Source organism: Acinetobacter sp. UBA6720 (genome assembly GCF_002454215.1).
Classification (GTDB): domain Bacteria; phylum Pseudomonadota; class Gammaproteobacteria; order Pseudomonadales; family Moraxellaceae; genus Acinetobacter.
This window is the reverse complement of sequence record NZ_DKIK01000107.1, coordinates 1-5,293: the sequence shown is the minus strand read 5'-3', so window position 1 is coordinate 5,293 and position 5,293 is coordinate 1. Positions and strand designations below refer to the sequence as shown.

The 5,293-nt window shown below is 39.7% G+C and carries 7 protein-coding genes and 1 pseudogene; 5 read left to right on the top strand and 3 right to left on the bottom strand.

Going from position 1 to position 5,293, the window contains the following annotated elements:
• Positions 1-62: 62 nt before the first annotated feature.
• Positions 63-593, bottom strand: coding sequence for a YceD family protein (locus B4F08_RS09445; protein ID WP_291374234.1), 531 nt, complete (start codon positions 591-593; stop codon positions 63-65).
• 97 nt (positions 594-690) lie between these two features.
• On the opposite strand from B4F08_RS09445, the gene B4F08_RS09440 reads away from it, so the two are divergent.
• Positions 691-1,353 (top strand): elongation factor P hydroxylase, encoded by a 663-nt coding sequence (locus B4F08_RS09440; protein WP_291374233.1) that lies wholly within the window; start codon positions 691-693, stop codon positions 1,351-1,353.
• Positions 1,354-1,437: 84 nt separating this feature from the next.
• Entirely contained in the window at positions 1,438-2,055 is a 618-nt protein-coding gene (locus tag B4F08_RS09435; protein ID WP_086208719.1) for an L-threonylcarbamoyladenylate synthase, read from the top strand.
• 52 nt (positions 2,056-2,107) lie between these two features.
• Here the strand turns inward: B4F08_RS09435 and B4F08_RS09430 are convergent, their stop codons facing one another.
• Complete coding sequence (locus B4F08_RS09430) at positions 2,108-2,605, bottom strand: hypothetical protein (protein WP_291374232.1); 498 nt, start codon at positions 2,603-2,605, stop codon at positions 2,108-2,110.
• Positions 2,606-2,804: 199 nt separating this feature from the next.
• A pseudogene (locus B4F08_RS09425) lies at positions 2,805-3,526 on the bottom strand (GNAT family N-acetyltransferase).
• A gap of 242 nt (positions 3,527-3,768) precedes the next feature.
• Here B4F08_RS09425 and B4F08_RS09420 point away from each other — a divergent pair.
• The 3 genes from B4F08_RS09420 to B4F08_RS09410 all read left to right on the top strand — a co-directional run.
• On the top strand, positions 3,769-4,563 hold the full coding sequence (locus tag B4F08_RS09420) for a segregation and condensation protein A (protein ID WP_291374231.1): 795 nt from the start codon (positions 3,769-3,771) through the stop codon (positions 4,561-4,563).
• Positions 4,563-5,150 (top strand): SMC-Scp complex subunit ScpB, encoded by a 588-nt coding sequence (scpB, locus tag B4F08_RS09415; RefSeq protein WP_086208722.1) that lies wholly within the window; start codon positions 4,563-4,565, stop codon positions 5,148-5,150. The genes B4F08_RS09420 and scpB overlap by 1 nt, the downstream gene beginning before the upstream one ends.
• A 41-nt stretch (positions 5,151-5,191) precedes the next feature.
• Positions 5,192-5,293: S4 domain-containing protein (locus B4F08_RS09410; RefSeq protein ID WP_291374235.1), on the top strand; the 102-nt coding region annotated here is incomplete at its 3' end.

The following is a 5,293-nucleotide window of genomic DNA, read 5'->3' as shown; positions in this document are numbered from 1 at the left end:
TCAGTTGTCTTATAAGGAAGAGTATAACACAAAAATTAGTTAAGTTTACCCTTCAGACTTGTCTAAACATCAAACGGGTTATCCCGCTTTTCTTCAACAAGCTCTTCAATGGCAGGTTGGTGCTTATGTTCACAAGCATCATGCTTAGGAGACAATGGCATCAACAATAACAATTCATCTTCTATGAGAGAAAGTAAATCAGCAGTCGCAGGCGCATCATAGCTGCCTTTGGTTGTCGCTTCACTTTCACCTAAGACGATGAAATCAGCATCCTCATCCAAGCGCTCTATCAGTGACTCATCATCTACTAGAGCTAGATGAAAATCTGAAACCAGTTCAATGTTAACCACGTCTAAACAACGCTGGCATTCCATTGGGACTTGTGTTTCAACGTGACCATCTAGCCATACAATGCGATGATACGCATCCATTGATAGCTTACAGTCTATGTTAATCAATTGATCATCAATTGATCCAACAGCTTCACGAGCAATACGAACAAAGCGAGACAATGGCAGGGTACCTGACCATGTAAAGCCTTGTTCAGCCCATTTAAACGGCTCAATCTGTGCCGGAAAGGTATTTGCTGACATAATTAAGGCGGCAATTCTACAAATTCATCAGTACTCTGTCAAAGATTAAGATACAATTTTGTACTTATTTAGACAGACCATTTGGGTAACTTAAGTCATGCATCTGTTGCAGCCGCAAACAGAAGTGAGTATTTCATCACTTATGAGCACAATTTCAACTGCCAATTCTGACATTTCAGACCGCCAAGTGCAACTCTCAACGTGGGAGAATTTTTCGACAGAAGCACAACAAGTTGATTGGCTCATTTTACACTTTAATCATTGGTTTTCCCACCTGAATGTCAACTTGGTCAAAGGTGACTTTGAACCTGAATACTTTCCAGCAGAGCAAGGCTCCCCTGCTCGTATTCAATTTGCCCATGGTTTCTTTAATAGTGCATTACATGAAATTAGCCACTGGAGCATTGCAGGTGACAAACGTCGTCTATTACCCGATTTAGGTTATTGGTATGCGCCCGATGGTCGCACTCAAGAGCAGCAAGCATTGTTTGAACAAGTGGAAATTAAACCACAAGCGATTGAGTGGTTATTTGCTGTCGCATTTGGTCGTAGATTTCGAGTGTCTTTAGATAACCTCACAGGTGAAGGCGGTGATGGACGTCATTTTAAAGATCATGTTTTTGCGCAAGTACAGGCCTATTTTTCAGAGGATGCGCAACTACCGCGTGATGCGAAATACTTCATAGACTGTATTTGCTTGTGTACACGTGCTGGAAAAACGTTACAGAGCAATGAATTTGAAAGAGAAATGCTCGACTAAATTTGAGATGTTTCACATTTAGGTCATTGAACATGGCTTAAATAAAGCGCCATAATGTGGGAAAAAACATCAGGAGATAAAAACATGCTGCATTTAAGAGTCCATCCTGATAACCCGCAGCCACGCTTAATTAGCCAAGCGGTTGAACGTATTCGTGCGGGCGATGTAGTCGTCTACCCGACCGATGCAGCTTATGCCATTGGCTGCCAAATCGGCAATAAACATGCCATGGAGCGTATCGCCCAAATTCGCGGGCTCGGGTCAAAGCACCAATATGCCATTATTTGCGCAGATCTTTCAGATATTGCAACCTATGCCAAAGTAGATAATGCCATGTATCGTTTACTAAAAAACAATACGCCTGCAGTGACTACTTTTATTTTGCCTGCGACCAGTGAAGTCCCAAAACGTTTGATGCACCCCAAAAAGAAGACCATTGGTTTGCGTATTCCAAGTAACCCAGTGTGCCAAATGCTCCTCAAAGAACTAGGCGAACCGCTACTCACCAGCACCTTAATTTTACCCGACCAGCAAGAGCCGATGGATGATCCTTATGACATCGAAATGCAGCTATCAAAGCGTATTGATGTGTTCATTGACAGTGGACTAGGTACACTCAGCACGACCAGTATTGTCGACTTATCAGGGGATCACCCTGAAGTGATTCGCCATGGTGTAGGCGATGTGAGTGCTTTTGAGTAAAAATGAGCATTTCCCTCTCAATGCCTGCCATCAACATGAGATTAAAAAATATTTATGTAATACTTTGTTTTAATTCAATAAATTCAGGACACTGTGAAAGTATTTGCTTTTGTTCATACCAGACTTTGCCTTGCTTATTTTTTAAAATATAGCTAATCGCGAGCTGATCTTCTTCGACCACAGTGACCACAGCTTTGCCAAAATCTTTATGTTTATCTTCAGCCTCTTTTTGTTGCAAATAATCAAAATAGCCGCACGACATTTGATGATGCAGCTTTTCCATCTGAGTCATTAGATCAGCTTGATCTACTGATGCTGGTAAATTTTGCGTCAGATTTACATAGACCAACGTATGTGGATATTGATTCAGTGCATCAACCTGAAGCGGTAAATTGGTGCGCGCCATTGCTTCATTGACAGATTGAACAAACGAGATATTTTTAAAATGATCACGTGCCTGTTGTTCAAACTGTTTTTTCCAATATAATTCAGTCCCTCCAAATAACACACCAATAATAACCAAACCCACTGCAACGAATTTAATATTCATTCTATTCCTCATTATTTAGTTTTATAGTCGATGAGTTCACACTCATTTAATGACTGAGCTATTATTTATAAAAATAAATTAAATTCAATGAATTAATATTATAAAAAAGCTATAAAGACTAACTTTCCGATGACTAGAAAATCAATGATAACTTTATGAGTAATTCTTAAAATTAGAATAAGAGAATTTTAAGAATTACTCATAAGCCTTCAAAAAAATCAGACAATCGCTGCTTTTGAAAACCCTGAGCATCAAAATTCTCAGGACTGAGCCATTGCTGATAGATTTTCTCCAAGTCTGACCATTCTTCATCAATAATTGAAAACCATGCGGTATTTCGGTTTCATCCTTTGACTATACGATCTTGACGAAATAAACCTACATACTGAAAACCAAAGCGTAAGGCTGCGGTTTTCGATGATGCATTACAGTCATCACATTTTCACTCTACACGTCTAAAACCATTGGCAAAACATTGTTGTAATAGTAAAAAGATCACCTCAGTTGAAGCTTTAGATTTTTTCATTTTATGGGAAAAATAAACATTACCAATTTCTATCACAGTATGCCCAAGTCTTGGATTTAACAAGGCAATCCAACCTTGAACCTCTCCATCAACTTCAATCAAAAAATGGGTCGAATCTTTAAAACCAAATAAATTTTGTAATGAATCTTTTAAGGTCTCTAGGCTTTGTGGTGCAGAATAAGGCAGATACGTCCAACATTCTTCACTAGGCTCAGTGACGACACAATCCCAAATAAGCTTGCTGCTTGCTCAGATAGACCCTCAGCAACATCAATTAAGTTGATATATTGCCCTTTCAGCACCCCTGAAATGGGCTGAATTGATAAATTATGCTTGAGTGAAAAACTAACATTTGGACCGAACTCATTCTGTTGTGTTTTTAAATAATTTTTCATAATGATTTATAACGTAGAAAAAAAATAAGCATTTAGGTGATAATTTAAGCATAAAGTTTTTATATAACTCACATTAAATTGCATAAATATGAAAAATACCCTGACAACTTTAAGGTTTTTGTAAGTGAGTAATTTATTAAAGTATCAATTTCGATTAGAATAGCGTTGCTCTTTGTAGTACGTGTCATCCCTTGAACACCAAAAACTCATGCTTTTGAAAATTCGCGTGGCCAATAACTGTAATGAATCAATCCGTCCATAATGCTATGGAAGATCTTCCGCAAATCCGTGTGATGGATGAGTGGCATGACTCCATTCCTGAGGATTTATATATTCCTCCTGCTGCATTTGAAATTCTCCTTGAGCATTTTGAAGGACCACTCGACTTTTTAATTTACCTGATTCAAAAAAACGGCTTTGACTTATTACAGTTAGATATTGCCCCCATTGCCGCGCAATACCTGTCTTATATGGATGCCATGAAGTCACTGAACATTGAGCTGACTGCTGACTATATGGTGATGGCTGCACTATTGGCAGATTTAAAGTCACGCCTGCTTTTACCCAAAGCTCCAAATGCGATTCAAATCGAAAAAGATCCGAAACAAGAACTGATTGATCGCTTAGAAACGTATTTACGCATTAAACAGGCGGCTGAGCGCTTGGGGCAAATGCCTATTTTAGAACGAGATACCTTCTCAACCAATGTCAGTTTAGGCCAAACTCTAGATCAGAATGATGGCCATAATGTGCAACAACTCCGTGATGCCTTATTCTGCGTGTTTAACCGACCTGAGCCCATCACCCATCAAATTGCACAAGAACCAGTTTTACTTGAAGAGCGCATGGCTTTTATTGAAAGTAAAGTCGCTTCAGGTGAAGTTTTAGTTTTTGAGTCTTTACTGCGTCCCATTCAAGGTCGTATGGGTATGGTTGTGACGTTTATGGCCATTTTAGAATTAACTCGTCAACAGCGGATTCAAATTGTAAGTTCTGGCGTTGAAGCCCCGCTTTCAATACAAGGAGTGAAAAAATAATGCAAGACACAACGACTCCTGTATCCAATGAAGACAACTTACATGAAGTAGTGATGCAACTGGAAGCGATTATTTTTGCAAGTGATGCACCTGTATCACTTGCACGTTTAAAAGAATCGTTCCAAAATCAATATAGTAAACAAGATTTACGCCAGTTTTTACAACAACTTGCCATGCTACAGCATGGTCGGTCAATCGAACTAATTGAAACTGCTCAAGGTTTTCGTTTTCAAGTTCGAGCAAAATACCGTCAAATCGTTGCACAGACGTGGCCCGAGCGACCAACTCGTCTCTCGCCATCGCTACTCGAAATGTTGGCCGTGGTTGCTTATCATCAACCCGTCACTCGAGCAGATATAGAACAAATTCGAGGAGTCTCAAATAACAGTCAACTGTTACGAACGTTATTTGATTGGAACTGGATTAAAGAATCTGGTTTTCGTGAACTCCCAGGAAGACCTGCGTTGTTAGTTACGACGCCTCAATTTTTAAATGCATTTGGCTTAAGTTCTTTAGGCCAGTTGCCTCCCCTGCAGGATGCCAAGGAAGCTTTTATGGCGCTCGATGCGAATGCACCGAAGTCGTAAATAGGTGAACTGTTGATGATAATTTCTAAGGTTATGCTGTCATGAGTGAAAAGTTGCAAAAGGTACTCGCACGAGTCGGTTTGGGTTCTCGCCGTTATATGGAAGAAGTCATTGCCGCAGGTCGTGTGAGTGTCAACGGCCAA

Excerpts from the sequence above, each read along its gene's own strand:
- B4F08_RS09445 (WP_291374234.1), bottom strand. The coding sequence starts at position 593 with ATGTCAGCAAATACCTTTCCGGCACAGATTGAGCCGTTTAAATGGGCT.
- B4F08_RS09440 (WP_291374233.1), top strand. The coding sequence starts at position 691 with ATGCATCTGTTGCAGCCGCAAACAGAAGTGAGTATTTCATCACTTATG.
- B4F08_RS09435 (WP_086208719.1), top strand. The coding sequence starts at position 1,438 with ATGCTGCATTTAAGAGTCCATCCTGATAACCCGCAGCCACGCTTAATT.
- B4F08_RS09430 (WP_291374232.1), bottom strand. The coding sequence starts at position 2,605 with ATGAATATTAAATTCGTTGCAGTGGGTTTGGTTATTATTGGTGTGTTA.
- B4F08_RS09420 (WP_291374231.1), top strand. The coding sequence starts at position 3,769 with ATGAATCAATCCGTCCATAATGCTATGGAAGATCTTCCGCAAATCCGT.
- scpB (WP_086208722.1), top strand. The coding sequence starts at position 4,563 with ATGCAAGACACAACGACTCCTGTATCCAATGAAGACAACTTACATGAA.